Here is a 25698-nt window from a genome sequence, read left to right on the forward strand (position 1 = left end):
GTTTAAAATCAGGCATAAAGCAGTTTGCTTTTATAGATGATCGATTTTAAATCGGTCTGACACCATTGGAGTTCCTCCAAACTGATGCCGAAGTCCAGTTGCCCCTGGGTAGCGATCAGGAGATGCTCAAGGTTGCAGTTGCCGGCCCGCTCGCCGATCCCAAAGAGGGTGGAATCGGCATATTTAGCCCCGCAGCGAAGCCCCTGGATGGAATTGGCGACAGCCATGCCGAGATCGTTGTGCATGTGTACCTCAATGTCGATGTTGGGGGGGATTCGGCTGATGGTGGCCTTGCAGAGGCTGGGTGACATGATCCCCACGGTGTCCGAAAAACGCAGGGTAGTGGCGCCCAGATCCCGGGCCGTTTCAACCAGTTTAACAACAAAATCCCAATCGGCTCGGGAGGCGTCCTCCAGGCCGATGGTCAGTTCTCTTTTGGCGGTGTGGATGGCCGCGGCACAGGTACTTAGAGTTTCTAACACCTGGGAGCGGCTTTGACGCAGTTTTTCGCGAATCAGCAGATCCGAAGCGGGGACACAAACGTGAATAATATCGGCACCACAGCCGATGGATTGGTCAATATCAGAGAGACTCATCCGATTCCAGCCAATAATCTGAGCCTTTTTACAGGCCAGCTTGATTTTTTCAAAGGCCCGGCATTCTTCTTTACCCATGGCGGGGGTACCGGCTTCGATCCGGGTAACCCCCAGGGCATCGAGAGATTTGGCGATGGTGACTTTTTCCCGGACGGAAAAGGCCATTCCCGGGCTTTGTTCACCGTCTCTTAAGGTGGTATCAACAATATATTTCTGTTTTGATGTCATTCTGGACCTCGCTGGCAAGGGTTCGCAGTTCCAGTTCGGACAGGTTTCGGCCGAGCTGGGTGCAGCGTCCTTTGATTTGTTTTAAAATGGAATGGGCCATCGATTCGGATAAATCTGAATCGTTTAATTTATACAACAGGCTTTTCCGACCAGAGTGTTTGCCTAACACAATTTCACGTTGGTTGCCGACGGTTTGGGGATTAAAGGGTTCGTAGGTACGGGGATTTTTTAACACCCCATCGACATGAATCCCGGATTCCACCTTAAAAATATCGGCTCCGATGATGGCCTTCATTTTTGCCACCGGCTGGCCGGCAAGTGCTTCATAAAGGTGGCGCAGTTCACTTAAAACCGATAAGTCACCGCTAAACGTGTGGGGCAAATGGAGCTTCAGTCCCATCAGTACTTCTTCCAGCGGTGGAAAATTATGGTGGTTGGTAAAACCGCAACTGATGCTCGTTCCGCCGGCCAACACCCATTCCAGGGCGATGGCCGTGGCGCAGTGCTGCTGGTTGCTTGGGCAGAGGTCCAGGGTTTGGGCACCGCTGCCTAGCAGGGCTTTAAAAATTGACGGATAGTCTCGGGTCATCAGGTCTTCCAGCCCGGTGATGCGGATCTTTTGATGCTGATAGGGATCTAATTGGCCAACAGAAATGTTTTTTTGCACCAGATCATTGGGCTCCAGCTTCCAGAGGGGTTTCGGTTCGTTCATCCCGGGGCTGCCTGAAGCGAGGGACTCGGGATGAATCTGGGTCAGAAAAAAATTTCGGTTCCCCAACCATTGCTTCAAACCGCAAGCATTAGCCGGAAAACCCAGCCGGGAAAGCAGATCCGGGGTTAATTCGATTTTTGTGACCCCACAGGTAAAAAGCAGGTCACAGAAATGGTTAAGATCCCGGGTGGTCATTCCGGCCGTATTAAAGGTTGTCAAGGTCCGATCAATAATAGTAACCATTTGTGTACCCCGCTTTCGTTTGTTTTAATTAAAGATTGATGCTGCCAATGTAAGGGCAGCATCAATCGGTGAAGTATAAAAACAGAAGATTAGCCAAGTACCGACAATTGTTACATCATGTTGTTTGCATCGGAGCGAACCGGTTGATAAACCTGTCCGATTCCGCAGCAAACAACAGATTAACAATTGGTCGGTACGGTAGTTTGGCACTACCCAAGAGGGTTAAATAACCAGGTCTTCGACCACCTTGCCGCCTTCGACGTGCTCGTCCATAATCCGTTCCACATCGTCCACGGTGACCTTGCCATACCAGACGCCTTCGGGATAAACGACCACGATCGGGCCCTTGTCACAGATCCCGAAACAGCCGGTGTTGTTTAGCATCACGTCGCCCGATAAATCCCGTTCGTCGATTTCTTCAAGAAAGGTCTGCAGGATTTTCACTGAATCCTGTTGAAAACAGTACCCTTTTTGGGTGCCGTTGATCCGGCAGCTGGTGCAGATAAAAAGATGATGTTTGGGACTAACCATTTTAAATTCCTCCTGATCGTTTATAATAGTTTTAAATAATGATGATAACTGTCAACTTAACTGACAGATAGCCTGTCTAAAAAGTTAACCCAGTACCGACAATTATTACATCATGTTGTTTGCATCGGAGCGAACAGGTTGATAAACCTGTCCGATTCTTCGCGAAGGCAACGAGCCAATCATAAGCTTGATTATAGTTGGCGACTGCCCGCGACCAATGCGAAAGGAGCACAGCGGATTTCGCATGGTGCAGCAAACAACAGATTAATAATTGGTCGGTATGGTAGTTAGCAATGCTAGAAATTACCGGCGGTGCGCAGTTCGGACTTTAAGATTTCCTGGGCTGCCGTTTTAACAGCATCTTCAATGCGGTCGTAGGTTGAGATGACCTTGATGCCCTTGCTTTCCAGCCGTTTGGTGGGCAGATCACCAATGCGCATAGTGATGGCGCCGTCGCAGTCATTTAGAGCTTTTAGAATGGTGCCGATCTTATCTTCTTTTTCGTCGCATTCTTCGGCGCCCGTGCAATACTTGCCGATTACCCGTTTTTCTTTAAACCGGACCTCATCGTCAAGGTAGTCATAGATATAAAGCTCTGAAGCCTGGCCGAAATGCTGGTCCACCAGCATCCCGCCTTTAGAGGTGATCGCAAAGCGCAATCCCGTTGGTGCTGCCAGAATCATTTCATCTTTTTTAGCTTCAGTTTCCCGGAAATTCAGGGAGATATCACTATCCAGTTTGCCGATGGCATCGGCCCGGCATTGTTTGCAGTGATACATCTGTTTTAAATGAACCCCGCATTTATCGCGAATCGCATTAATTTCGTGGTTGGTGGCAATTTGCAGATCTTCAAAGGCGGAACCTTTAACCGGAATCAGGGGCATCACATTGGAGATAAAGCAGCCCAACTCTTTTACCGTTTTGACCACTTCTTCGATGTGTGTATCATTGATTCCCATCAGGGTGACAGTATTGATTTTGACGATTACCCCTTCATCGATCAGGAGCTTGATCCCTGAAAGCTGGTTAGCCAGTAAAATAGAGGCACCGGCTTCGCTACGGTAGCGGTTCCCCATAAAATCGACATGTTTGTAGATCTTGGCACCGATGGCCGGGTCAACCGCATTGACGGTGACGGTAACGTGGGAAACACCCAGTTTTGCCAGTTCTTTGGCATAGTAGGGCAGCATTAAACCATTGGTGGAGACGCAGAAGGTAACAGAGGGGTCATAGTCATGGATCAGGGTCAGGACCTTTCTCGTTTCTTCAAAGTTTGCCAGGGCATCTCCGGGGCCGGCAATTCCGACGACGGTGAGGTTTTCCACCTTTTCTTTAACCAGTTTATATTTTTCAAAGGCCGCTTCCGGGGAAAGAATTTCAGTAGTCACGCCGGGACGGCTTTCATTGGGGCAATCAAATTTACGAACACAGTAGTTACACTGAATGTTGCATTTAGGAGCAATGGGGAGGTGCATCCGGGCGTTTTTCTGGGAGGCACCGCAGCTATAGCAGGGATGATTGGCGGTTTTTTCTTCAATGGTTTGGGCTTGGGGTGTTAACGGGTTATTTGTCTTTATTTTTTCCAGCACTTTCATGTTAGCTTCCGTTTCCGGCTCTAATCCGTATTTGGATTTTGGTCCTTCATTATAGTAGGTGTTATATAGGGTTTCCCGGAAACCGCCTTCCACCGCTTTAAGAATGGTGTTGGTGATCAGGTCCAGGAGCACCTGGGAACCTTCATAGCCCAAGGTCCGAACCCGCTGGCCGCCGACGCGGTCATGGATTGGAAAAGCACAGCGGATGAGTGGAATCCCGTGTTTTTCTTCAATCCGGCGGCCGTCGGAATTTCCCAGCATCAGGTTAGCACCGAGTCGCAGGGCTTCTTCTTCAATGGTTTCAAAGTCGACATCATTTAGGATCACGTAATTGTCAACAAAAAGAACATCGGCCAATTTGGAAAGCTCGGCTTCGATTTTTCCTTTAAGCTGGGGACAATTGGAACCAGTAGCCGCGATCACCGGCATCACCCCATTTTCACAACAGAGTCGGACTGCCGAAACGACAAAATCCGGTTCACCGAAGATGGCAATGCGACCCAGGGCGTTGTATTTATGGGAGTCGACCATGCCATCAAGGTAACGACCGCGTTCCTTAGCAATTTTTTCAGGAATGGCTTTTTTTGACAATTCAGCTAAGAGATCGATTAAGGCATCAGTATCACGGAGTCCCATCGGTAGGTTCAGGCGTTTGTAAGGAACCCCATAGTTTTCATACAGGTAAACCCCGGGAGATTCATCGGGCTTGATGGTATCAGAGATTTCGATGGTGGCCCGGGCGCCAGCCATTTTCTGGATTTCCGAAATCGGGGTACCATGCATCGGCAAACGATAATAACTGCTCTGATGGACGCCGTCGAGATTTTCGGAAAGATCTGGCAAAAGAATATATTCCAGTCCAAACTGGTCCAGTAGATCGATTAAATAACGGGTATCCGCCGGGGAAATCATCGTGGTGACGATATTGACCTTATTGTGTTTGGTGGCGTCCATCTCAACATGGGAGACAATCGCTCGCAGCGCCCGGGTAAATCCTTCAAATTGGGTACCGCCGTACCCAGCCGATTTAACGGGAATAATTTTTACCGTTTCGTCAGGATGAGCGGCGTAAAAATTCTTGATGATATATTCAATATCTTCACCAATGGTTTCGGCCAGACAGGTGGTCGAAACGCCGATGACCTCAGGTTCATACAATTTAATCAGATTTTCCAGCCCGATAATCAGATTTTTCTCACCGCCGTAGACAGTGCCTTCTTCAGTGAGGGAAGAAGAAGCAATATCAACCGGTTCATTGTAATGAGTGGCCATGTGGCGGCGGATATAGGTGCTGCATCCCTGGGAACCATGGAGGATATTCATACATTTTTGAATACCGTAGAAGGCATTGGCGGTTCCCATCGGCATGCACATTTTACAGGGATTGACATTTAGGTTGACTAAATTTTTAGACATTTTTCATACCTCCTATGACTTCCCAGACAGGACTGTTCATTGACAGATTGATTTCTGAGGCGAAGTTCAGGGTGCCTTCGTAGCCTGCCAGGGGATGCTTGCGTTCATGGTTATGATCACAAAAGGCGATGCCCAGTTTATAGGCCAGCGGCCGTTCCTTGACGCCGCCTACTAATATATCGGCTCCCATTTCTTTCATAAAGGCTTCCAGTTCAGCCGGGTTGGCGTCGTCTAAAATGACGGCGTCTTCGTCGACCAGATGTTGGATGACTTCATAATCATCCTTGCTCCCGGTTTGGGTGCCGACCATCACGGTATTCATGCCAAATTCGTGAAACTGGCGGATCAGGGAGATTGCTTTAAAGCCGCCGCCGACATAGATAGCGGCTTTTTTTCCTTCAAGATTATTACGATATTTATTTAAAAGAGGGATGACTCTATTTTTTTCTTCTTCAATAAAGGCTTTGGCTCGCGTAATGACTTCTTTATCACCGACGGCATAGGCAATCCGCATCAGTGAATCGGAGGTGTCGGTCACACCAAAAAAACTAACTTTGATAAAAGGGATTGAGAAAACCTCTTCCATCTGTTTAGCCAGGTAGGTCATCGAACCGGCACATTGAACCAGATTGAGTTGGGCCGCGGGGGCTTTTTTGAGATCTTCGACTTTGGCATCGCCAGTAATATTAGCAACCACTTCGACGCCGATTTGTCGTAAATAATTTTTAATAATCCACATTTCCCCGGCCAGGTTAAAATCGCCGAGAATGTTGACACCGTGCGTTTTTTTAGGTAAGAATTTGGGGGTAACCAGGCTCATAATAGCGTTGCAGGCCATCTTATAGCCGGTTTTTTTGGTTCCCGAGAACCCTGGTGATTTAACTGGAATCACACGAATTTGGTATTTTTCTTCGGCTTCGCGACAGACAGCGTCAATGTCATCACCGATAACACCAACAATACAGGTGGCGTAAATAAAAATAACTTTGGGTGAGTGGATAGCCATGACTTCATCAACAGCAGCAGCTAATTTCTTTTGTCCACCAAAGATAACATCGCGTTCGCGTAGATCCGTTGAATAACTGTTTCGATAGCCTTCTTCGTCACTGGATAGACTGCCGCGAATATCCCAGGTATAGCTGGCACATCCAATCGGGCCATGGATAATATGGAAGGCATCGGTGATGGGGTTCAAAACAACCCGGGCCCCACAGAAAACACAGGCTCGTTGACTGACGGCCCCTGAGACACTTGCTGACTCACACTTGATTCCGTCTCCGCTGCATTCCGAAAAACGGATTGACTGGGCTCTTTCTGGTAAAATTGCCGCATCATTTTTCATTTTACAGCCTCCTTTCAAATAAAGGGGAGGAAAACCTCCCCCCCAATAATTACATAATCATTTCCATATCTTCATCTGCACAGTCACGATCCTGACGATCCATGAGGGCATTTAAGATCATTTCGGCTAAACGCATAGCACCCTTATATCCGACCAAAGGCAGGTAAGAGTGAACATAGCGGTCAACGATGGGGAAGCCGGCGCGTACTAAAGGAATATCTTCGGCTTTGGCGACATATTTGCCATGGGTGCCGCCGATCATCAGATCGACACTGTCGTTTTTAATCCATTGGTGGAGTTCAAACAAATCAGCATTCCCTTTAGCGGTACAGCCTTCCACACCAAACTTTTCAAAAAGTTCATTGGCTTTTGCTTCAAATGTTTTACCGGGTGTCCCGGTGACCAGATATTTTGGAATCATACCCATTTCTAAAGTGAATTGTGCCAAAGCTAAGACGGTATCGGGATCGCCGTAAATGGCAACGGTTTTATTTTGAGAATACTTATGTGAATCTAATAAGATATCGACTAATTGACCACGTTCTTCTTCGATGATGTAAGGAACCTCGTTTTTAGAAAAACGATTTAACGCCATGATATATTGATCCGTTAACTCAATACCAATTGGCAACGGAAGCGTAGCAAAGGGAACCTTACATTTGGTTTTTAAAGATTCAGCAGGTGGTGTCGAAGTGATTTCACCTAATGCCAAGGAGAGCTCGCAATTTCCAAGATCTTTGATATCATCAATGGTGGTTCCGCCTTTAGGATACATGGTGTATTCACCGGTCATTGGTGAGTCCATAACACCACTGGTGTCTGGCAGCATGGTATACTTAACCCCCATCAGGGTCATCAGTTTTTTCATTTCGCGCATGTCGCCAGGATTGACAAAGCCGGGGAAAAGAGCCAATTTGCCATTTTTTTCACCGGTGTTTACTGATAAGTAATGGATTAATCCCGTGATCATGCTGGAAAATCCAGTGATGTGTGACCCGACATAACTTGGGGTGTTGGCATGAACAACGATTTTTCCTTCGGGAATCTTCGCATCAGTGATGTAAGTAACAAGGTCATCGCCGATGGTTTCACTTAAACAGGTCGTATGAACGGCAATAATATCGGGTTCATAAAGGTCAAAGATATTTTTTATGGCTGTTTTTAAATTTGAACCGCCGCCAAATACGGAAGCACCTTCGGTAAATGAACTGGATGCAGCAATGGCCGGATCTTTAAAATGTCGCGTTAAAAACATTCGATGGTATGAACAACACCCTTGTGAGCCATGGCTGTGCGGCATGCAATTATGGACGCCCAGCGCAGCATACATGGCGCCGACCGGTTGACATGTTTTTAGTGGGTTAATGCGCAAAGCAGATCGTTCGGATATTTCTTTTGGTGTAACATCTAACATTATTCCATACCTCCTAAATTGCCAATTAATGTCGGCTCGCTTTTCCAGGGAGCTTGAACTAAACTAAAAGCTGGTGTATTAACAGCTAAGGTTACATCTCTGGCAAAATTTAATGCACCTTTAAATCCAGCATACGGACCGCTGTAGTCATAGGAGTGTAATTGTCGCGATGGCACGCCTGACCGTTGAACAATATATTTATCCTTAATCCCAGAAAAGAAGATGTCTGGTTTTAATAATTTTAAAAATGCTTCGGTTTCAAACTGGTTATAGTCATCGGTAATCATGGCCTTATCGGCGATATCGGCCCATAAACCATCATAGGATTCAATCGGTAAACCGGCCTCTTTTAATTCTTTTATGCGTTCTTCGGTGTGGAAAGTCCGGTATTTAGCAGGATCTTTTACAACCGTGATGCTTTCAATGTTTTTAGAATCGGCATCCATTTTAAGCGGTAGCACTTGACGACCTTCGTAATCATCACGATGGGCAAATTCATAACCGGCTAAAATAACTTCGACACCGAGGCTTTTTAATAAGTTAATATAATGGTGAGTTCTTGAACCACCAACATAAATGGCGGCAGTTTTGTCTTTCAGCATCGATTTGTAGTAAACCATTCCAATTGCAATTTCTTCTTCTTCATCAGCAATGACTGCTTCTGTTTTGGCTGTTAAAGCAGGATCGTTGAAAAATGCGGCAACATCTCTGAGTGACTGCTTAATCCCTTCGATGCCAATAAAATTGACCTTAAGCCATTCGGTTCCATATTTCGTCTTTAGCATTTCAGCAATATAATTAATGGAACGATGGCATTGAACAAGATTCAGGTCGGCCGTATGCGCATTTTTCATTTCTTCGTAGCTCCCATCACCAGTCATGACCGAGACAATGTTATAACCGATCCGTTTAAGAACCCGGCAAATTTCCCAACCATCACCACCGATGTTGTATTCCCCTAAAAGATTAATGGAGTATTTTACCGGTTTTGCGTCACCGGTACCAATAACATTTTTCATTAAACCGTTATTGGCAATATGATGTCCCCCGGATTGACTAACGCCTTTGTAACCCTCACAACTGAAGGCAACTACTTTAATATTGTACATTTCTTCAGCTTCAGCTGCGACGGCGTGGATATCATCACCGATCAGTCCGACTGGACACGTTGAAGCAATCATAATACAGGCGGGATCAAAGATTTCAACCGCTTCTTTAATTGCTTTTTTTAATTTCTTTTCACCACCAAAGACAATGTCGGTTTCTTGCATATCCGTCGAAAAACAATATTCTAAAAAGTTCTTCGTGTTTTCATCGCCTTTGGCTTTATTTCGTCGGGTTCCCCAGGCGTAGTAACTACATCCGATCGGGCCATGAACGATTTGGACAACATCTTTTAGTGGGCCAATAACAACCCCTTTACATCCTGCATAACAGCAACCACGGTTGGTCATGATTCCCGGGATGGCTCGAGTATCAGCGGCAATGACATTCGGTTCACCGTCTTCAATTTGAATAACATGTTCTTTTCTGTTTTTATAGAGTTTAGAGCTATATTGATCGAGCACTTTATCTCTTGAATCCATTTTAATCACCTCTTTCTAAAATGCATCCGCATTTTTTTCGCCACTTCGTACCCGAATGGACTCTTCAATTGGGATGACGAAAATTTTACCATCACCGGGATTTCCGGTCTGATTGTTGTCAATAATAATAGAAACGACCTTCGCGACATCTTCATCCTCAACGATTAATGTAAAAAATCGTTTTGGAATTAAGCGGGATGATTCAGTTAAGGATTCACCAATCGGTGAGATGGGCATTTCTCCTGCGTCAACGATATCCTGAACGATGGATAGATCAATCGTTTTTTTTCCGCGTCCGAGAACCTTTAAACAGGTAAAAGCGGGATAGCCATCTTTTACAAGGGCTTCTTTGGTCTGATTTACTTTATTCTGTCGAATAATTGCCATAACTTCTTTCATATCAATTCCTCCTTTTAAAGGCCCGGTTTTCCAGTACTGATTGTATACGCTTCTTCTACCGGAGAAATAAAAATACGACCATCTCCAAAAGTACCATCCTTGCCAGTTTTTGCATTTTTCATGATTATTTTAACAACATCATCTTTGTCTTCATCGTTGACGATACACAGGAGCATCACTTTTGGAATTTCATCATAGTGAACGTCTCCAACCTTGATCCCTTTTTGTTTTCCACGTCCATAAACATCTAATTTCGTAACCGCTGAGTAATCAGCGGATAACATTTCGGATAATACAACCCCTACTTTTTCGGGTCTGATAATTGCTCTGATCATTAACATATTTTTTTACTTCCTTTCACAATATAGACTAAATATCCATAATTCCATGTTCCATCAGGATTTCTTCGAGTCGATCCTGATGCATGGGCTTTGGAATGACAAACATTTTATTCGTATCAATAGCCATCGCTAAATTACGATATTCTTGAGCCTGATTAGCTGTATCATCAAATTCTAAAACGGTTTTTTTGTTGATTTCAGCACGCTGTACCATATTGTCACGTGGGACAAAGTAAATCATTTGGCTGCCTAGTTCTTCGGCAAAGGCTTGTACCAATTCTTTTTCACCATCAACATTACGACTGTTACAGATAATTCCGCCTAAACGAATACCACCAGTTGTAGCATATTTCTGAACACCTTTGGCAATATTGTTAGCTGCATACAAGGCCATCATTTCTCCGGAAGCAACAATGTAAATTTCTTGAGCCTTCCCTTCACGCATTGGCATTGCAAAACCACCACAAACAACATCACCTAAAACATCATAGAATACATAATCCAGATCATCGGTATAAGCACCTAATTGTTCTAACATTCCGATGGAAGTAATAATTCCCCGACCAGCACAGCCGACCCCTGGTTCCGGTCCGCCTGATTCAACACATTGAATGCCTCGGAATCCTGGTTTCAGGATGGCATCGAGTTCAATTTCTTCACCTTCTTCGCGAAGAGTATCGAGTACCGTTTTTTGTGCCAGACCACCAAGCAACAATCGGGTTGAATCGGCCTTTGGATCACATCCGACGACCATGATATTTTTGTCCATGAGTCCTAGTCCTGCCGTGAGATTTTGCGTTGTGGTCGATTTACCAATACCACCTTTACCATAAATAGCGATTTGTCTCATTATCTTTCCTCCTGAGTGTGAAAAATTTTAAGATCCAATGCAAGTTTTTCTGCAAAAAGTAAAGAAGCCTTTGCCTTTCACAAAAGCGTAAAAGGTAAGACTTCCTTGTCTAAAAAAACTTATTTTGTTTTGCATAAACGAAAAGATCTTAATCGGCTGCATTGATTGAGCAGCAAATTAAGACCTCATTGTCTAAATAGAGTAGGGAATGATGGGAACAAAAAAGGTCTCAGCGCTTACCTAATTGTAAAGAGCTGAGACCACATTGTCTTTGTCAAATCCGTATTGCATTGTTTTCTATGGGCTTATTATCCATGGAATAGGAGGATAAGTCAAGCAGGTTTGGTTGTAAACCCTTTTCAAAGTGAAATGGGTTTACGAATAAAAGAGATCGGCGACAGGTTTTTTTAGCCGGAAATCGGGATTGTACTTTAGTTAACTGATGTATTTTCCATCTGATAGGTGGGGTGAAATCATTTTCAGGGGTTTAGAATGTTCTTAGCCTGGAATGCCGTTTTCTTGCTTAAATAAAACTTAAGTAATTCTTAAACAAACGGGAAATCCGGGAGATCAGCCGCAGCTTGAACAGGAAGAACAGTCGCCGCAGGATTTTTTCATTGGATCATGAACCAGAATAGCCCGGATCGTGGCGGTTTGTAAATCGACCGTTACGATTTCATCCTGGAGAATCTCCATTTTACCATCGGTGAAGATGATCGTCATTGGTTCGGGAACCATTACGTCTGGGTCCAGAGTGCCTGGTTTCATCAGGGGCTGAATAAATTTTTTGCCTTCCGGTTCAGTGATCATCAGGCCGTTATTGCCGGTGATCAGGGATCGGATCACCCCGGTAGGCGAATAGTTGACTGAATTTTCGTCACAATTAATGCCGTGGGCAGTGCTGTCATAGGCGATCACAATCCCGATCGGGGTGACAATGGGTTCGGGCAGGGCGGGTTCAAAGCTTTTCAGCTTGCCGTTTTCATATAAGGAAAAACCGTAACGCACCTTCACCAGGCCGTCGGGGCTATTGAGTTCAATGGTTTCCTGAGGCCACATGGTCAAACTTTTCAGGGCACCGCTTTCATAAAAGCAGAGGCTTACAATCTTGGTTGAAAAGGAACCCACAGCCAGATCAAAGTCTATCGGTTTAGCCAGGGTATATTCATCATTCTCGGTCCAGTAGCCGTTGATTCGGCCATTTAGCGGAAATAAACGGTGGATTCGACCGTTTTCATAAAAACTGATCCGTTCGGCGGACAGGCTCCCAAGCGAGGTGATGACTGCGGTGGCGCTTTCCAGATCGATGCTTTTGATCTGGCCGTTTTTGAAAAACTCCAGCGCTAACCCTTCCCGATTTCTCAGGTTTGAGGGGCCGTAGTTGGGAACCAGAATGCCCACAGGGGTATTGATGGTGTTGGGCTCGTCGAAGGCACAGCCTTTTGGCGAACCATCGGTATAGGTTTCAAAAAAGGTGATCCCGGTGAGGGGGCCATATTTTTGCGTTTGGCAGGTTGACATAACGATCTCCTTTTATTCACACACGACATGGGTGATAATAACATGCTTAGTGGAATCATTTTTATTTTCGATGCGGTATTGCAAGTGCATTTTTGGTAATTGGTGTTCAAACCATGGCGGGATATGGTTACAGACCACTTCCAGAGCGTCAAAGGGAGCTTCTTTTAAAAAGGGCTGCAGGGCCATCTTTGAACTCATCTCCGGGTACTTTTTTTGCACCTGGGTTAAATCAAAGCGGTAATAACCAGGGACATCAGTTTCGGTTGGTGTTCTAGTTAGTAGACGGGCAACTTCTTTCGCTTGTGCGTCTTGACTGGCCAGGTCGGCCGCAATGGCATCAAGTAATTCCAGATCAAAGTCTTCGGTTTCGCAGATAATAAAGCCGGAACGGTCAAAAACCTGGTAGGGAATACCAATGATGGATTTGGTGATGATGATCCGGCAGTCGTTGAAGACACCAAGCATCTGTTTAATGTTTTCCCGGATGGCGGCCAGCCCGCCGGAAAGATCAGGGCATAAGGGAATCATTTCGGATTTATGCCAACCGCTTTTTTCTTTGGTGTAGAAAACAAAATTAGTCATCTCATCGAACCGGGCAATCCGGCCATTGTCATCACAAAAAACAGCCATTAGATTTAGTTTTTCTTTCATTTGTTCACCTCTTAGAATTGAATCAATACGGATTGCTAAATTAAAACAGAATTGCTTAAAATTAGTTGTAGTATAGCACAGAAACAAAAAAGTGCGACTTAATTAGCACTAAATCGGTAAAAAAACGATTGCAGAAATTTTGCAGTTTAAAAACGCGGGCTGGCTAGTGGTGTCAAAAGCTGTCAAATATAACAACAAAAAACCCCTGAACAATCAGGGGCATGCTTTGCCTGAAAAGATAAAGCTATTGCGGGTCATGATCACTGAATTGGTCTTCCAGTTTTTTCTGACGTTTTTTTATCAGGGTGCCACTGACAAACAGGGCAACGAAAATCAGGGCAAAGAGCAGGGCAAAGATAAGGAGAGTCAGTGAGCCAAGTGCCAGCAGATGGCCTTTTAAATAAGCGTGGTTCATATACAGCGTAATGGCGTAAATGATGGCAAAAGCACCAGCGCCAATGAGGCTGTAAATCAGATAGTTTTTGGTGGTGGGTTTGCTGTAAAAATCCCATTGTCCCTTTTTATAACAGCCAACGATAACCCCGCCACAACTGATCATAAAGATGGCCCATTCAAAACCCCATTGACTAAAGGGAGCATTTAGAAACATCGACTGAACAATAATGCTGCCGAGCAACAGCCAGAAAACAATCCAGAAACAGAGATGTTCTATTTTATACAGCTCCAGTTCCTGGCGCTCATCAACTACTTTTTTCATTTTTTTCATTGTCATTTTCCTCCCAGAATAAATCGTTTAATGTTTTTCCCAAAGCTTTACAGATGGCGATGCACAATTGCAAAGATGGATTGAATTTACCGGCTTCAATCATGCCGATTGTCTGCCGGGTGACGCCGACCCGTTTGGCCAGCTCTTCCTGGGAAATATCGTTCTCGGCCCGAGCCACCTTTAATTTTATGTTTTTCATTTGATCACTCCCTATATGACATATAGTACAGTATATAAGATACAATGTCAAGTATATATTGCATAAAGAACGATATAATAGGCAGACAGTGATTGTCTGCTGGTTGGAAAAGACCCTTGGGGGGAGCCTGCCGTACCGGGTAAGGCTTAATTGGTTTGATCCTTCAGCGTTGTGCTGGTCTGGGGTTACCATTATCGTTGTTTACAGCCATTAATAAAAGCACGTTTTAAAACAAAAATGACAATTGCTGGCTGCCGTGTTCCAGTTTGTACCGGGAGACGATGTCTTCCATTTTGTAAAGAACCCCATGGCGTTGACATTCCCGGGTGAAGGTGGCCCAGAGGCTTCTGGCCTGGGGGCTGGCGCAGCTATAGGAATTACCGAAATTGCGGAGATACTTTTTTTTAATGCCAGGGAAATGAGCATCGAGCTGGTCGTAAAAATAAAGGCGTTGGGAATCCCGGAGGGTGACCCCAAAGGCGGGATAAATAAATTGGGCGCCATGTTCGGCGGCATTGGTCACAATGGCTTTGATGTTCGCCGGGGTATCATTGATAAAGGGGAGAATTGGCATCAGCAGAACGCCTGTAAAGATGCCGCTGTCTGCCAGCTCATTGATCGCGGTAAAGCGGGCAGAACTGGGGGCTACCCGGGGTTCGATGATTTTTGCCAGTGAATCGTCGGCACTGGTAATGGTAATTTTGACAATGACAGGTGACCGTTTCTGAATCGATAAAAGCAGATCTTTATCCCGGGTAACAAGGGGGCTCTTGGTGGCGATGGCTACCCCGTAACCGTTGGTTTTGAAGAGCTCCAGCGCCTGGCGGGTGAGCTGGTGTTTCTGCTCCATGGGATTATAGGGATCACTCATGGCACCAGTACCCACCACGCCCTTTAAGGTCTTGCGTCGCAGGTTGTCTTCCAGAATGGCCAGGGCATTTTCTTTGGCCCGGACCTGGTCAAAAGCTTCAATCCCATAGCAGTCGCTACGACTGTCACAATAAATGCAGCCATGGGAACAGCCCCGATAGATATTCATATTATAGTCGGTGCCAAACCAATAATTATTTTTGGTCCGGGTCAGCATGTTTTTAGCAGGGATGGTTTCCATAAGTCCTCTTTCTTTTATTGAGTTATCAGCGCACAATTAAGCCCAACAACTTGGCCAGTTCTGCGGCCTGATAGGCGGAGACAACGGCACCGTTTAATGCTTCAATAGAGACACGTAGGCCATCGATTTGGCAGGTGGTGAAGTCCAGTCCTTTTAGCGGCGTTTTGAAAAAACTGGTGGCTTCAAAGTTGATACCATCGAGTTTTAACTGGGTGAGTTTGCACTCGGAAACAGAGGCATAACTGAAATCGCACTGTGAAATCTCCAGAGCTTTGAGTTTGGCTTTGCTAAAATTGGCGTACTGGAAATTGCTGCTGGAAAAGCCGAGGTTCTCCAATTGGGCCTGATGAAAATCAACCCCTATCATTTTGCAAAAATTGAATTCACAGCGATTAAAATAACCATCAGTAAAGTCACTGTTGGATAGATTACAGGATTGAAAACGGAGATCCCGACAATCCGCTTTCTCAAAGTGACAATCGGTTAACTCACAGTTTTCAAAAACAGAGCCCCGAAAGGACAGGTAGGAAAAATCAATGCTTGTTAGGGTCAAGTCTTTAAAATACTTATCTTCCATATCTATTTCTTCTTCCCGGGCCCAGGCCACCAGTGATGGTAAATCTCTGGTGAATTCCAGATCGGGGAGAATGTTTGGTTTTGAACGTTTCATAAAGCCTCCGTAATGATGTTGTATTCTAATTAGTTTAACATGATTTTTAAGGACTGTACAATATAATAGTCCTCAGAAATTTGCAATTTTTTCTGATAAAGTTTATAATTTTTTACAGAGTCATGTAATAATACGAACAAGCAGGAGTTATAATGGAAACATCTCAGCGTATCCAAAAAATGGGAGAACCCGCCCTTTTAAAATACTATCCTCTGGTGAGCGAGGCGCAGAAAAAGGGGAAGAAGGTTTATTTTTTAAACATCGGCCAGCCAGATATCAAAACGCCAGCCGGTTTTCTGGAAAGTGTCAATTGCATTGATCAGAAAGTTTTATCCTATCAAGCCCCGGAGGGGATCATCGAACTGCGGGAAGCGGCCTGCGATTATTACCGGCGGTTGGGTCTTAGTTACGACACCAGCGATCTCTTTGTTACGAACGGTGGCAGTGAAGCGCTGCTGTTTACCTTTATCGGGATTTGTAATGCCGGGGATGAAATTCTCACCGCCGAACCGCTTTATAGTATTTATAAGGAAATGGCCGCGGCTACCGATGTGACCCTGGTCGGTTTTAAAACCTATGCCGAAGACGGCTTCGCCCTGCCGGATGCGGCGGTGATTGAAGCGGCCATTACTCCGCGGACCAAAGCTCTGCTAATGACTAATCCCGGGAATCCCACCGGCAAGGTATTTTCTAAGGAAGAAATTGAGGTGATGGTGAAACTGGCCATCAAACACAACCTCTATCTGATTTCGGATGAGGTGTATCGGGAGTTTGTCTACGATTGTCAGGACTATTTAAGTCCAGCCCAGTACCCGGAGCTGGCTCAGCATTTTATCCTGATCGATAGTATTTCCAAACGCTATAGTGCCTGCGGAGCCCGGATCGGTTTTATTGTGTCAAAAAATAAAACCCTGATGAATCAGCTCAAAAAGCTGGTTCAGATGCGGCTGTCGGTTTCCACAGTAGATCAAATTGGGGCGGTGTCCCTGCTTAAATTGGATGGGCATTTTTTTGATGCGGTGTTAAAGGAATATACTTGCCGTCGGAAGATCGTTTATGCGGCCCTGCAGCAAATTCCCGGTGTCATCTGCAAAGAACCCCGGGGCGCCTTTTACTTTATGGCCAAGTTGCCAATCAAAGAGGCCTGCCATTTTATCGAGTGGCTGATCAACGACTTTGAGTATCAGGGCGAAACGGTACTCTTATCGCCGGCCAATGATTTTTATTTAAATCCCCAGGATGGCGCCGATGAGGTGCGCATCGCCTATGTATTAAACGGCGATGAGATGAAAAAAAGTATGGAAATTCTAAAGCGCGGTTTAACCGCTTATGCCAAAGTTTTTCCCGAGCAATGTAAATAATAAAACCACGAGGAGAACAAATTGAAAATTAAGTCCGTACAAAAAGGTCAGGATTACCTTGGCTTTTTATTTATAAAGTCGCAGATGACCAAAACTGCCACCAATGGCAGCCGTTATTTTAACATGGTATTGAATGATGCCGATTTTGACGAAATTGATGGCAAAAAATGGGATGTCAAGCCGGAAGATGAGGAAATCTTCACCAATGGCAAACTGGTTAAAATAAAAGGCAAGGTCCAGGAATTCAACAGCCGGCTCCAACTGATCGTTGAAAAAATGCGATTGGCCGACGAAAGTGATGAGGTGGAGATCGATGATTTCATCGAAACTGTACCAGTCGACATCAATGAAATGCTGGGCTATATAAGCGATACCATCGATGATTTTGCCAATACCGACATCGCCGCCATCACAAAAAAAATATTTAGTGACCAGACTGAGATTTTGAGCTATTTTCCAGCAGCAAAAAAGCATCATCATGCCATTAAAGGTGGGCTGCTTTACCACACCTATTCGATGTTGCGAATCGGCAAAGGCCTGGTGGGGATTTATCCCTTTATCAACCGGGATCTGCTTTATGCTGGCATCATCCTCCACGATATCGGTAAAATTAATGAAATGGTTTCTGATGAAAATGGATCAGTTTCTGATTATACACCAGAGGGAAAACTGCTGGGACACATCACCCAGGAAATTGTGGAACTGGAACTAGTGGGTCAGTCACTGGGCACCGCCCCTGAGGTGTTAATGATGCTCAAGCACATGATTTTGTCCCATCATTACCAGCCGGAATTTGGTAGTCCCAAACGGCCGATGTTCCCTGAAGCTGAGCTGCTTCACCATATTGATATGATTGACGCTCGGATGTACACCATGGAACAGGCCCTCAATCGGGTAGAACCGGGGACCTTTACCGAACCCAACTGGAGCCTTGACGGTATCAGCTTATATCGAAGAAGCTTTGAGTAGGAGCGATTGCCATGAGCCTAGTTTATTTTGAGAATCAGAAAATTGCCTGTTATGAATCCGACTCGACTGGAAAAATGCTGCCAACTACTGCCATGAACTATTTTCAGGAAGCGTCCACCAACCAGGGCGACGCGCTGGATATCGGTGGGGAGTACTTAAAAAAACAGGATCTCGCCTGGTTTTTAGTAAAATACAGCGTTCAGTTTAAGTGTTTCCCCCTGTATCAAGACGTGGTAAAGGTAACAACGCAGGCCACGGGTATGGAAAAATTTCGTGCAACACGCCGTTTTACCATTGAAGATATTAGCGGAGAAGTAAAGGTAATTGCAAATACGCAATGGTTGTTGGTTAACCGGAAAACTGGAAAAATGGAGCGTATCGATGCCTATCCGGAAATGGAGCGGTATCAGTGCTTCGAAAAAGGCGAGCCGGTTTTTAAAAAGATCCGGAAATTAAATCGGGTTGATGCTCAAAAAAACTTTTCTGTCCGTTTTCTGGATATCGACTTCAATCAGCATGTGAATCATGTCAAGTATTTGGCATGGGCGATCGAAGTGCTGCCACTGGAGGTTGTTAAGAAAAAGCAATTAAAAGAAGCCCGGATGGTTTTTAAAGCGCAGTGTTTTTATGGTGACCAGGTGAGCGCTTTAAGTGAGCAGGTGGAAGATGATCACTATCGCATTGATGTTGTCAATCAGGATGAGACAATATTGTGTCAGTTAGATCTAATCCTTGAATAAAAGAAAACCTTCGACTGCCTAGTCAGCGAAGGTTTTTTTTATGACAATACCCCTCAAAAAGCAGATAAAACAGATACGGAATTAAGAATGGGAGCATATCGACATCAAAAATAGTATATATAGTATAATTTACAAAAATAAAATTAAAAATAACAATTCTTTTAATAAGATTTATTTAAATTTAAATAAATTAAATTGCAATTTACTACAATATGATTGTTCAATTGAATGTTTCTTTCTGATATGATGATTATCATGATAAATGAGTAAAAAATGATACAAAATTAACAAGTATTCAATCAAAAACACCGAAATAATTGTTAATATTTTATCATATGAATTATTTGATTTTTGTAAAGAAATGGTTTAAACTGAATGTAGTTGTTAAAAAAATATCAAAGCTGTGAAATCCAAGTAAGAAAGGCACAATTTAGCTGAATGTGTGATAAACGACGATGATATTTTTATTCTTTGAATTGTGGCATGGTAAGAAAAAGCTAAAAAGCAATTATTAATTAGTGTAATTATTCGACTGAATTAAGATGGAATAGAGTGAATGCACGCTTATTTTCTTGCGATATTTTACTTTGTGATGGATTGTTTGAGAAATAACGAACAATAAAAGAAAATAAATTGACTTAAAGTAGAAAAATATTGACATTGTCGAAGAATAGTGATAATCTAAAAAAAATTGTATATACATGTAGACAGTTGACTATCTGCCCGGGATTTGTATCAAAGTCACTTGGGGCAATTAAAATAAACAGATGTGGCAAGTTGATGATTGTAAAGATGTTTAGGAGGTGAGTGAATTCATTATCGTCAAATAGTCGATCATTTGAGTATAAAGCGAACGTTAAGTTGTGGATGCGAAGATGAGTGACAGTAAAAAAGCATGTAAACGTTTTTTAAGTAGTTGTAAAATTGTTTAATAATTATCTGATTTTTTATTGAGATCAGATATTTAAATTTTTAAAAAAATATTGGAGGAAAAAAATGGGATTTAAATCAGACATTGAGATTGCACAAGAGGCTACCCCACAGGACATCCGTGAGATAGCAAAGAAATTGGGTTTAACGGAAGATGATCTGGATTTATACGGTAAGTATAAAGCAAAGGTTGACTATAACCTGTTAAAGAAATCAACGGGCAAAAAAGCACGGTTGATCTTAACTACCGCCATTAATCCAACACCAGCCGGTGAAGGAAAAACGACCACCACAATCGGGGTTGCCGATGGTTTATCACGAATTGGCAAGAACACCCTGGTGGCTTTGAGAGAGCCATCATTAGGACCCGTATTCGGTGTTAAAGGCGGAGCTGCCGGCGGTGGATATGCCCAAGTTGTCCCGATGGAAGATATCAACCTTCATTTTACCGGAGACTTCCATGCGATCGGAGCAGCGAATAACTTATTGGCCGCAATGCTTGATAATCACATCAAACAAGGCAATGAACTGAAAATTGATGCTAAAAAAATTACCTGGCGACGTTGTGTTGACATGAATGACCGTCAGCTGCGAAACATCGTTGATGGTTTAGGTGGATCGGGAGACGGTGTTGTCCGTGAAGATGGATTTGATATTACCGTTGCCTCTGAAGTTATGGCGGCCTTTTGTTTAGCAAGTGATATTTCTGATTTAAAAGAACGACTCGGCCGCATTATTGTTGGCTACAGCTTTGCTGGAGATCCCATTACGGCAAGTCAATTAAAAGCGAATGGTGCGATGGCAGCCTTGTTAAAAGATGCCTTAAAACCAAACCTGGTACAAACATTAGAAGGCACACCGGCCTTTATTCATGGGGGACCATTTGCCAATATCGCCCACGGTTGTAACTCCGTGATTGCCACTCGTATGGCGATGCATTTTGCTGATTATGTGGTTACCGAAGGTGGCTTCGGCGCTGACCTTGGGGCTGAAAAATTCCTCGATATCAAATGCCGGATGGCCAACTTAAAACCAGATGCGGTTATTATTGTAGCCACAGTTCGAGCTCTTAAATACAATGGTGGAGTACCCAAAGCCGATTTAAATAACGAAAACCTGGAGGCTTTAAAAGCCGGTCTGCCAAATTTATTAAAACATGTTGAAAACATCACCCAGGTCTTTAAATTGCCAGCCGTGGTTGCGATCAACGAATTCCCACTGGATACCCCAGCCGAGTTAGCCTTAGTAAAAGACGAATGCCAGAAACTTGGCGTTAACGTGGCGATTTCCCAGGTATGGGCAAAAGGTGGCGAGGGCGGCGAAGAGCTGGCCCGGGAAGTTGTTCGTCTCATTGACGAAAGCGAAGGCACCTTCGAATACTGCTACGAACTGGATATGCCAATCAAAGAAAAAATTGAAGCGATTGCGACCCGTATTTATGGTGCCGATGGTGTAGACTTTACCCCAATCGCGACCAAAGAAATGGAACGCTTAACGGCTCTCGGCTTTGACAAGGTGCCAATCTGTATGGCGAAAACCCAGTACTCCTTAACCGATGACGCCACCAAACTGGGCCGTCCAACCGGATTTAGAGTAACGGTTCGACAGGTTAATATTTCCGCCGGAGCGGGATTCATTATTGCCCTGACCGGCGAAATCATGAAAATGCCCGGGTTACCAAAAGTACCTGCCGCAGAAAAAATTGATGTTGATGAAAACGGCGTAATTGCAGGTTTATTCTAGAGATAACTGGAATCAGAAAAATTGAGGGATCCTTCGGGATTCCTCTTAATTGATTACTTAAAACAGTCAAGTGTGAACGATTAATCAATCGTAGTAAAAATTTAAGAATAAAAACTTGAAAGAGGAGAAAAACATGAATAACTTTTTTAGTCCTGTCGAAATCTGTGATAACATGGTTAAAGGTTGTAATAATAAAGCCAAATTGCCAATCGGAAAAATGATTGTTCTTGGTATTTTTGCTGGCGTTTTTATTGGATTTGGGGCTTATGGCTTTACTATAATTCTTGCCGGAGCGGGCACCGGTTTTGAAGCTACCATTGCCAAACTCATCGGAGCCGGCGTATTCCCGGTTGGGCTGATGCTGGTGGTCATCTGTGGGGCTGAGTTATTTACCGGAAACAACCTGATGACCTTATCGGTTTTCAAAAAAGAAATTACTCTGGGCGCGATGTTACGTAATTGGGGTGTCGTTTGGGCGGCCAACCTGGTTGGATCGGTTTTGCTGGCTTTTTTATTATCACAAAGTGGTCTCTATGGTGAAGCCATGAGCGCTAAAGCTATTGGTATTGCTGAAGCAAAGGTAGCGATTCCCTTTATGCCGGTAATTATCCGAGCAATTTTTTGTAACATGCTGGTATGTCTGGCAGTCTGGATGCAATCCGGCGCTAAAGATATCATTGGTAAGATTTTTGCCATCTGGTTTCCTATTATGCTTTTTGTACTATCTGGATTCGAACATAGTGTTGCCAACATGTTTTTTATTCCAATGGGAATTTTTTGTGGTGCGGATGTAACCTGGGCACAAGCTTTTCTGAATAATATTATTCCGGTCACTTTTGGTAACATTATCGGTGGCGCAATTATCATTCCTGTTAGTTATCATTTTACTTATGCTAAAAAAGCACAATAGCCAATAAAGATATCTGCAATGAAAAACAAACCCCAGTTAACTGGGGTTTGTTTTTTTGCCTTAGTATTGCTTTTCTTTGATGAGTCCTTTGCGATAGGCAGTGATTAGCATCTCCAAGTCGTTAACCTGAGACATAATAGCTTTTCCGGTATCCGTATCGCGAACCCGTTTTCGCTCGGTGGTTTTTTCCACGACCATCAAGGTGGATTTGATGTCGACCCCATCTGAAATCGCCTTTTCCACGGATTCAAAGGGATCGTGGCTGATCAGAATCAACCCATAGGAATTGTAGGTCAAGGTGTATCCGGCAATACCAGTGGTTTTCTGATAAGCTCGGGCAAAGCCGCCGTCAATGACCAACTGCTTGCCTTTGGCCCGGATCGGGCTTTCCCCGGAGGTGGCCTTTACTGGAATATGACCGTTGATCAGGTGTCCCTGATCGGGGTCAACTCCGAATTCCACCAGAATTTTTCGGGCCAGTTCCTCATTATCATCGATCAGCAGGTAGAAGGGGGCGTGGTATTCTTTGTGGGGCACCTTGTCGTCAATAAAATAACGCTCGAAGGTGGCCATCTTGTCTTTTCCGAATAGTGGGGAATCTTGATGGCACCACAAAAACCAGAGAAAATCAGTTCGGGTCGGGTTTTCGTCTTTATCAGTTTTGCCAAAGTAAGCCTCCCGGGCCATCTGATCGAATTTATCCATCAGACTTTTGCCGGAGTAGAGCTTTCCATCAATTTCTTTTTCTTTGAAACTGCCATCTTCGTTTAACAACACACAGGCATGAAAGAGCAGGTTGTCATTAAAAACCTTGTACATGTTGCCTTTGGCATACATAAAACGGATATGTTTTTGGAGCTTTTCACTATGGAGAAAAGCGTAAACCAGGCGATCCATCACCAGGGTTTCTTCTTCTGACAGGACACAAGGATCAGCCGGATTGAGGGTGGGGAAGTTGATGTCATTAAGAGGGTAAACAGTTCCCTCGACATTCACGGTGCCATTGTCAAAATCAATGTGGCGGAGCAGTTGTCGCTTTTCCATATGGTACTCGGGGTGATTATCGATCATGCATTCTTCCAACTTGAACTGGATCATGGCAATGGCTTTGTGCATCTTGGCCATCAACGCCGTTTCCTGGTCGGAGACGGTGTGATTGTCGGAAATTTTAGGCGCGAATTTGGCACAGGGGTCGTCATTATAGACCCGGTTAGCAAAGGAAGCCAGGGGCAATAAATTGATACCATAGCCGTTTTCCAGTACATCCATGTTGGCATAACGTAGGGCGATTCGCACTGCATTAGCAATACAGGCGGCATTGCCAGCAGCAGCACCCATCCAGAGAATATCATGGTTGCCCCACTGCATGTCCAGGGAGTGATGACGCATTAGCGTGTCCATGACCTCATCGGGACCGGCGCCCCGGTCATAAATATCACCGATAATATGCAGGTGATCAATGGTCAACCGTTTGATAACCCCGGAAATCTCGACAATAAAGTGCTGGGCGCGTTCCAGTTTAACCAGGCTTTCAATGATCTCCTGATAATATTCCCGTTTGTTAAACCGGTGTTCATCTTCTTGAAGCAGTTCTTCCATAATATAGGCAAAATCTTTAGGCAGAGCTTTTCGTACCTTGGAACGGGTGTATTTTGAGGCCGCTGCCCGGCAGACCTTAACCAGTCGGTAAATAGTCAGCTTATACCAGTTATCCAGGGATTCCCGGCTTCGTTCCTTCTTAATCAGATCAATTTTTTCTTCAGGATAATAAATAAGGGTGGATAATTCTTCCAATTCTTCAAAGGCTATGGTGTTCCCCAGTTCCTGGTGGACCTTGCGTTTGATGGCACCAGAAGCATTTTGCATCACATGGTTAAAGGCTTCATGTTCACCGTGAATATCGGTTAGAAAATGCTCGGTTCCTTTAGGGAGATTTAGAATCGCTTTTAAATTGACCACCTCACCCACGGCGCTGGTTATGTTGGGAAAGCTTTGGGAAAGGAGTTCCAGATATTTTTGATTTTCTTGGAGTTGTGTTTTTGTATAACTGTTCATCTCGACCTCTATTTCTAAATTCGAATTAAAAATGTAAATGTTTTCGTCCTGATTATACACTTGAAAGCATTAAAAAGCCATTAAAAAATATCTTTTGCAGGTAAAGACAAAAGACCAATTAAGTGATAAAATAAAAGAATAGACAAACATACCTGATCTGGTTAAAAGACCGGGCAAATGACTAAAAATATTAGTTTTAAACGAGCAGGTGAAATAGATGGAGACAAAAATTATTGCTGCAGTTGAGGCAATTGACGAAAAACGGGCAATCACATTGGTGGCAGCCGAGCTTGAAATCGGAAAAGACAAGAAAGACATTGCAACTCAGTTGAATTTTGCCCTGCAACGGGTGGCAGTCCGTTACGAAGAAGGGGAATATTATATTGCCGACCTGATTATGGCTGGTGAGTTAGTGTCTAACTTGCTCAGTATGATGGGCATGGACAGCACCCAATTAATCGATGGCAAAAGCCTGGGGAAAATTGTAGTGGGAACGGTTTTTGACGATATCCATGATGTCGGCAAGAACATTTTTATCAGTATGTTACGGGCCGAGGGGTTTGAGGTTATTGATATAGGGACAGATGTCTCCACTGAACGGTTTATCGCAGTCATTAAAAAAGAAAAACCAGCCATTCTGGGAATCAGTGGGATTCTTACCTCGGTGGTGGAGAACATCAAAGAAGTCATTGACGAAATTGTTGCCCAGGGGCTTCGTGATGAAGTGAAAATTATTCTGGGAGGGGCATTGGCAGGAACGGACTATGCGAAATATGTAGGCGCCGACGATTACTCCAGCGATGCCATCGAAGGAGTAAACATCTGCAAGCAATGGCTTTTGAAATGAATGGTGATGGG

23 protein-coding genes are annotated in these 25698 nt (G+C 44.2%); 6 read left to right on the plus strand and 17 right to left on the minus strand.

Features of this window, described 5'->3' with window-relative positions:
• Positions 1-8 precede the first annotated feature (8 nt).
• The 16 genes from DOZ58_RS14875 to DOZ58_RS14950 form a co-directional block, all read right to left on the minus strand.
• Positions 9-824 (minus strand): homocitrate synthase, encoded by an 816-nt coding sequence (locus DOZ58_RS14875; RefSeq protein WP_111889012.1) that lies wholly within the window; start codon positions 822-824, stop codon positions 9-11.
• On the minus strand, positions 796-1779 hold the full coding sequence (locus DOZ58_RS14880) for a hypothetical protein (RefSeq protein WP_111889013.1): 984 nt from the start codon (positions 1777-1779) through the stop codon (positions 796-798). The genes DOZ58_RS14875 and DOZ58_RS14880 overlap by 29 nt, the downstream gene beginning before the upstream one ends.
• Before the next feature lie 222 nt (positions 1780-2001).
• Positions 2002-2310: a 2Fe-2S ferredoxin gene (locus tag DOZ58_RS14885; protein WP_111889014.1), complete on the minus strand. Its 309-nt coding sequence runs from the start codon at positions 2308-2310 to the stop codon at positions 2002-2004.
• A 296-nt stretch (positions 2311-2606) separates the two neighbouring features.
• A complete protein-coding gene (gene nifB / locus DOZ58_RS14890) occupies positions 2607-5321 on the minus strand; it encodes a nitrogenase cofactor biosynthesis protein NifB (protein WP_111889015.1) in 2715 nt (904 codons plus the stop codon).
• Entirely contained in the window at positions 5314-6663 is a 1350-nt protein-coding gene (gene nifE / locus DOZ58_RS14895) for a nitrogenase iron-molybdenum cofactor biosynthesis protein NifE (protein ID WP_111889016.1), read from the minus strand. The genes nifB and nifE overlap by 8 nt, the downstream gene beginning before the upstream one ends.
• A gap of 49 nt (positions 6664-6712) precedes the next feature.
• A complete protein-coding gene (gene nifK / locus DOZ58_RS14900; RefSeq protein WP_111889017.1) occupies positions 6713-8077 on the minus strand; it encodes a nitrogenase molybdenum-iron protein subunit beta in 1365 nt (454 codons plus the stop codon).
• A complete protein-coding gene (locus DOZ58_RS14905; RefSeq protein WP_111889018.1) occupies positions 8077-9663 on the minus strand; it encodes a nitrogenase component I subunit alpha in 1587 nt (528 codons plus the stop codon). The genes nifK and DOZ58_RS14905 overlap by 1 nt, the downstream gene beginning before the upstream one ends.
• Positions 9664-9678: 15 nt before the next feature.
• Positions 9679-10062: a P-II family nitrogen regulator gene (locus DOZ58_RS14910; protein WP_111889019.1), complete on the minus strand. Its 384-nt coding sequence runs from the start codon at positions 10060-10062 to the stop codon at positions 9679-9681.
• Positions 10063-10076: 14 nt separating this feature from the next.
• Positions 10077-10403 (minus strand): P-II family nitrogen regulator, encoded by a 327-nt coding sequence (locus tag DOZ58_RS14915; RefSeq protein ID WP_111889020.1) that lies wholly within the window; start codon positions 10401-10403, stop codon positions 10077-10079.
• 28 nt (positions 10404-10431) lie between these two features.
• Positions 10432-11253: a nitrogenase iron protein gene (nifH, locus tag DOZ58_RS14920; protein ID WP_111889021.1), complete on the minus strand. Its 822-nt coding sequence runs from the start codon at positions 11251-11253 to the stop codon at positions 10432-10434.
• 570 nt (positions 11254-11823) lie between these two features.
• Complete coding sequence (locus tag DOZ58_RS14925) at positions 11824-12774, minus strand: hypothetical protein (RefSeq protein ID WP_111889022.1); 951 nt, start codon at positions 12772-12774, stop codon at positions 11824-11826.
• A gap of 12 nt (positions 12775-12786) precedes the next feature.
• Positions 12787-13425, minus strand: a complete 639-nt coding sequence (locus tag DOZ58_RS14930; RefSeq protein ID WP_111889023.1) for a Fe-only nitrogenase accessory AnfO family protein — start codon at positions 13423-13425, stop codon at positions 12787-12789.
• Positions 13426-13669: 244 nt separating this feature from the next.
• Positions 13670-14152, minus strand: a complete 483-nt coding sequence (locus DOZ58_RS14935; protein ID WP_111889024.1) for a DUF6773 family protein — start codon at positions 14150-14152, stop codon at positions 13670-13672.
• Positions 14127-14351, minus strand: a complete 225-nt coding sequence (locus DOZ58_RS14940; protein ID WP_111889025.1) for a helix-turn-helix transcriptional regulator — start codon at positions 14349-14351, stop codon at positions 14127-14129. The genes DOZ58_RS14935 and DOZ58_RS14940 overlap by 26 nt, the downstream gene beginning before the upstream one ends.
• 226 nt (positions 14352-14577) lie before the next feature.
• Positions 14578-15462, minus strand: a complete 885-nt coding sequence (locus DOZ58_RS14945) for a radical SAM protein (protein WP_111889026.1) — start codon at positions 15460-15462, stop codon at positions 14578-14580.
• Between the two features lie 25 nt (positions 15463-15487).
• Entirely contained in the window at positions 15488-16132 is a 645-nt protein-coding gene (locus DOZ58_RS14950) for a pentapeptide repeat-containing protein (RefSeq protein ID WP_111889027.1), read from the minus strand.
• 152 nt (positions 16133-16284) lie between these two features.
• Between DOZ58_RS14950 and DOZ58_RS14955 the strand changes: the two genes are divergently transcribed.
• The 5 genes from DOZ58_RS14955 to DOZ58_RS14975 all read left to right on the plus strand — a co-directional run bounded on the left by DOZ58_RS14955 (position 16285) and on the right by DOZ58_RS14975 (position 22785).
• A complete protein-coding gene (locus tag DOZ58_RS14955; RefSeq protein ID WP_111889028.1) occupies positions 16285-17493 on the plus strand; it encodes a pyridoxal phosphate-dependent aminotransferase in 1209 nt (402 codons plus the stop codon).
• A 21-nt stretch (positions 17494-17514) separates the two neighbouring features.
• Complete coding sequence (locus tag DOZ58_RS14960; RefSeq protein ID WP_111889029.1) at positions 17515-18462, plus strand: 3'-5' exoribonuclease YhaM family protein; 948 nt, start codon at positions 17515-17517, stop codon at positions 18460-18462.
• A gap of 11 nt (positions 18463-18473) precedes the next feature.
• Complete coding sequence (locus DOZ58_RS14965) at positions 18474-19202, plus strand: acyl-[acyl-carrier-protein] thioesterase (protein ID WP_111889030.1); 729 nt, start codon at positions 18474-18476, stop codon at positions 19200-19202.
• A gap of 996 nt (positions 19203-20198) precedes the next feature.
• On the plus strand, positions 20199-21875 hold the full coding sequence (locus DOZ58_RS14970; protein WP_111889031.1) for a formate--tetrahydrofolate ligase: 1677 nt from the start codon (positions 20199-20201) through the stop codon (positions 21873-21875).
• Positions 21876-22008: 133 nt separating this feature from the next.
• On the plus strand, positions 22009-22785 hold the full coding sequence (locus tag DOZ58_RS14975) for a formate/nitrite transporter family protein (RefSeq protein WP_111889032.1): 777 nt from the start codon (positions 22009-22011) through the stop codon (positions 22783-22785).
• 60 nt (positions 22786-22845) lie between these two features.
• Here DOZ58_RS14975 and DOZ58_RS14980 read toward each other — a convergent pair whose 3' ends face one another.
• The gene (locus tag DOZ58_RS14980) at positions 22846-24840 is read right to left on the minus strand and encodes a fructose-1,6-bisphosphatase (RefSeq protein ID WP_111889033.1); all 1995 of its coding nucleotides are present in this window, start codon (positions 24838-24840) and stop codon (positions 22846-22848) included.
• 217 nt (positions 24841-25057) lie between these two features.
• On the opposite strand from DOZ58_RS14980, the gene DOZ58_RS14985 reads away from it, so the two are divergent.
• On the plus strand, positions 25058-25687 hold the full coding sequence (locus DOZ58_RS14985; RefSeq protein ID WP_111889034.1) for a B12-binding domain-containing protein: 630 nt from the start codon (positions 25058-25060) through the stop codon (positions 25685-25687).
• The last annotated feature ends 11 nt before the right edge of the window (positions 25688-25698 follow it).

Source organism: Acetobacterium sp. KB-1, assembly GCF_003260995.1.
Classification (GTDB): domain Bacteria; phylum Bacillota; class Clostridia; order Eubacteriales; family Eubacteriaceae; genus Acetobacterium; species Acetobacterium carbinolicum.

Coding starts and splice junctions, on each gene's coding strand:
- DOZ58_RS14875 (WP_111889012.1), bottom strand. CDS start 824: ATGACATCAAAACAGAAATATATTGTTGATACCACCTTAAGAGACGGT.
- DOZ58_RS14880 (WP_111889013.1), bottom strand. CDS start 1,779: ATGGTTACTATTATTGATCGGACCTTGACAACCTTTAATACGGCCGGA.
- DOZ58_RS14885 (WP_111889014.1), bottom strand. CDS start 2,310: ATGGTTAGTCCCAAACATCATCTTTTTATCTGCACCAGCTGCCGGATC.
- nifB (WP_111889015.1), bottom strand. CDS start 5,321: ATGTCTAAAAATTTAGTCAACCTAAATGTCAATCCCTGTAAAATGTGC.
- nifE (WP_111889016.1), bottom strand. CDS start 6,663: ATGAAAAATGATGCGGCAATTTTACCAGAAAGAGCCCAGTCAATCCGT.
- nifK (WP_111889017.1), bottom strand. CDS start 8,077: ATGTTAGATGTTACACCAAAAGAAATATCCGAACGATCTGCTTTGCGC.
- DOZ58_RS14905 (WP_111889018.1), bottom strand. CDS start 9,663: ATGGATTCAAGAGATAAAGTGCTCGATCAATATAGCTCTAAACTCTAT.
- DOZ58_RS14910 (WP_111889019.1), bottom strand. CDS start 10,062: ATGAAAGAAGTTATGGCAATTATTCGACAGAATAAAGTAAATCAGACC.
- DOZ58_RS14915 (WP_111889020.1), bottom strand. CDS start 10,403: ATGTTAATGATCAGAGCAATTATCAGACCCGAAAAAGTAGGGGTTGTA.
- nifH (WP_111889021.1), bottom strand. CDS start 11,253: ATGAGACAAATCGCTATTTATGGTAAAGGTGGTATTGGTAAATCGACC.
- DOZ58_RS14925 (WP_111889022.1), bottom strand. CDS start 12,774: ATGTCAACCTGCCAAACGCAAAAATATGGCCCCCTCACCGGGATCACC.
- DOZ58_RS14930 (WP_111889023.1), bottom strand. CDS start 13,425: ATGAAAGAAAAACTAAATCTAATGGCTGTTTTTTGTGATGACAATGGC.
- DOZ58_RS14935 (WP_111889024.1), bottom strand. CDS start 14,152: ATGAAAAAAATGAAAAAAGTAGTTGATGAGCGCCAGGAACTGGAGCTG.
- DOZ58_RS14940 (WP_111889025.1), bottom strand. CDS start 14,351: ATGAAAAACATAAAATTAAAGGTGGCTCGGGCCGAGAACGATATTTCC.
- DOZ58_RS14945 (WP_111889026.1), bottom strand. CDS start 15,462: ATGGAAACCATCCCTGCTAAAAACATGCTGACCCGGACCAAAAATAAT.
- DOZ58_RS14950 (WP_111889027.1), bottom strand. CDS start 16,132: ATGAAACGTTCAAAACCAAACATTCTCCCCGATCTGGAATTCACCAGA.
- DOZ58_RS14955 (WP_111889028.1), top strand. CDS start 16,285: ATGGAAACATCTCAGCGTATCCAAAAAATGGGAGAACCCGCCCTTTTA.
- DOZ58_RS14965 (WP_111889030.1), top strand. CDS start 18,474: ATGAGCCTAGTTTATTTTGAGAATCAGAAAATTGCCTGTTATGAATCC.
- DOZ58_RS14970 (WP_111889031.1), top strand. CDS start 20,199: ATGGGATTTAAATCAGACATTGAGATTGCACAAGAGGCTACCCCACAG.
- DOZ58_RS14975 (WP_111889032.1), top strand. CDS start 22,009: ATGAATAACTTTTTTAGTCCTGTCGAAATCTGTGATAACATGGTTAAA.
- DOZ58_RS14980 (WP_111889033.1), bottom strand. CDS start 24,840: ATGAACAGTTATACAAAAACACAACTCCAAGAAAATCAAAAATATCTG.
- DOZ58_RS14985 (WP_111889034.1), top strand. CDS start 25,058: ATGGAGACAAAAATTATTGCTGCAGTTGAGGCAATTGACGAAAAACGG.